The sequence below is a fragment of the Bacteroides sp. AM23-12 genome (genome assembly GCF_003434395.1).
Taxonomy (GTDB): domain Bacteria; phylum Bacteroidota; class Bacteroidia; order Bacteroidales; family Bacteroidaceae; genus Bacteroides; species Bacteroides thetaiotaomicron.
In genome coordinates this window covers 1-2,429 of sequence record NZ_QTLF01000080.1, presented here as the reverse complement: position 1 = coordinate 2,429, position 2,429 = coordinate 1, and the positions used below count along the sequence as shown (strand labels likewise).

The window sequence follows — 2,429 nt, the reverse complement described above, 5'->3', positions numbered from 1 at the left end:
GTGCGACACGAAGTTGCGTAAATAATTGTTCAAAATTCTAATCCACGAGCTGGAATTGAATGATTGAACCCGTTGTTCCGTCAACGGTAGCCTACGGACAGATGCACCAATAGTGATAATTCTGTATCAAGCTGTCCGGACAATGTACTCCTTCCGAAAGGAAAAGACAAAACCGTAAGGGAAAGACAATAACTCTTAGTATCATAGAGTTGGGAGGCTAGGCAGAGTAGTATGGTTAACACATGTGAATCGTTGTTTGAATCGTCGTTAAATTGGAATAAGCCAAAGATACTGAAAGGCTTGAACTAAAAAGTATGCAGTCGGATAACTCTCTCTTTGATTAGGGTTACACGGACATAAGCACTGCCGGCGAAGAGACGGAACCTAACCTACTCGTATGTTATTTACACGAAACGTGGTAAGCCTGTATCTCTCCTGCAAATGCAGGTAAGCAAACCGTAAGGAAAGCTGAACGGGGTGCAGGTATAGGATTGCAGAAAAAGCGAACGCCATCCTTGTAATGAGGAGGATATGTGGTTGAGCCATCATCCATGAATTGGACAAGGCAACATTACCCTACACGAAAGTGTGCTGACTTCTGCGTTAGGTAATTCTTTACAAGAAACTTTTAGAACTTTTGAAAGGAGAAAAGCAAATGAACGAATCAAAATCGTGTGCATCTACTAACTCAAAATGGGACACTTGGGAAAGCATAAACTGGACCAAGTGTGAAGTTGAAGTTAAAAAGCTACAAGCTCGTATTGTAAAGGCTCAAAAAGCTGGCAAACATAACAAGGTGAAAGCCTTACAATGGATGCTGGTACACTCGTTCTATGCCAAAGCATTGGCGGTTAGACGAGTGACTTCCAATAAAGGGAAGAACACAGCTGGAGTTGACCATGTCTTATGGGCGACTTCACATGGGAAAATGAACGCAATAACTGAATTAAGGAGAAGAGGATACCGTCCACAACCGTTAAAACGGGTACATATTAAAAAGAAGAACGGGAAACTCCGACCTTTGGGAATACCAACCATGAAGGACAGGGCTATGCAAGCACTATACTTAATGGCATTAGACCCCATTGCCGAAACGACTGGTGACAACTGTTCATACGGTTTTCGCAAAGAACGTTGTGCCCACGATGCAATAGGACAATGCTTCTGTGTATTGGCTAAAGAGGCTTCTCCCAAATGGATTTTGGAAGGGGACATTAAAGGCTGTTTTGATCATATCAGTCACCAATGGCTTATAGACAATATCCCAATGGATAAAGTCATGCTAAAAAAGTGGCTTAAATCTGGATTTGTTTTCAACAACAGGCTGTTTCCGACAGAAGAGGGTACTCCGCAGGGAGGAATAATATCTCCAACTCTAGCTAATATGGCTTTGGATGGCTTACAAGCAAAACTATCAGAACGCTTTATCAAGATAAATCATCATAGAGATACCTATTATCCCAAAGTACATTTGATAAGGTATGCTGATGACTTTATCATCACTGGAAGAAGCAAAGAAATGTTGGAAGATGAAGTGCTTCCTTTAGTAAAGGAGTTCTTGGAGACAAGAGGACTTACTCTATCTGAGGAGAAAACTAAGATTACCCATATAGAGAATGGTTTCGACTTTCTTGGCTTCAACATCAGAAAGTATAACGATAAGATGCTTATAAAACCGTCCAAAGAAGGAGTCAAAAGATTTTTGGACAAGATTGGAGAGCTTGTTAAAGGCAATCCCTCTGTAACTCAAAGTTCTATTATAAGGCTTCTAAATCCGATAATAATAGGTTGGGCTAACTACTACAAGTATGTAGTGTCCTCTGATACATTCAGTAAAGCAGACTATCAGATTTTCCACAAACTATGGAGATGGGCACTCAAACGCCATCCCAAAAAGAGTAAAACATGGATTAAAAAGAAATACTTCAGAAAAATCGGAACACGCAGTTGGACTTTCTCTGTCGAAAATAAAAAGGACGAGGTAAATAAAAGACATCATGCTCTAAAATACCTCACTGACACAGAAATTATCCGATATGTAAAGATACGAAATGAGGTAAATCCGTATGAACCAATGGATAAAGAGTATTTTGACAAACGGGAGACCTACAAAATGCTTTTAACTCTTAATGGGAAGAAAACTATCCTTAAAATGTGGGAAAGACAAAATCGAAAATGTCCCATTTGTGGCAATCCTATCAATAAAGAAATGTCTTGGTATATCAAAGAAGACATTGTAGAAGGTAAAAAGGTTAAAACCCTGATACATGATAGCTGCCACAGAAGTATTGTTCAACTCAATAAAAAAAGGAAATAATGAGCCGGTTTCTATATAGAAATTTAGAATTGCTTGAGCCGTATGAGGGGAAACTCTCATGTACGGTTCTTAGGGGGGAAAGCTCCCGAAAGGGAGCTGACCTACCCGACCA

1 protein-coding gene is annotated in these 2,429 nt (G+C 39.9%); it reads left to right on the top strand.

The features are described from left to right. Nucleotides 1-655 precede the first annotated feature (655 nt). On the top strand, nucleotides 656-2,317 hold the full coding sequence (ltrA, locus tag DW640_RS23120) for a group II intron reverse transcriptase/maturase (protein WP_117578996.1): 1,662 nt from the start codon (nucleotides 656-658) through the stop codon (nucleotides 2,315-2,317). Nucleotides 2,318-2,429 lie beyond the last annotated feature (112 nt).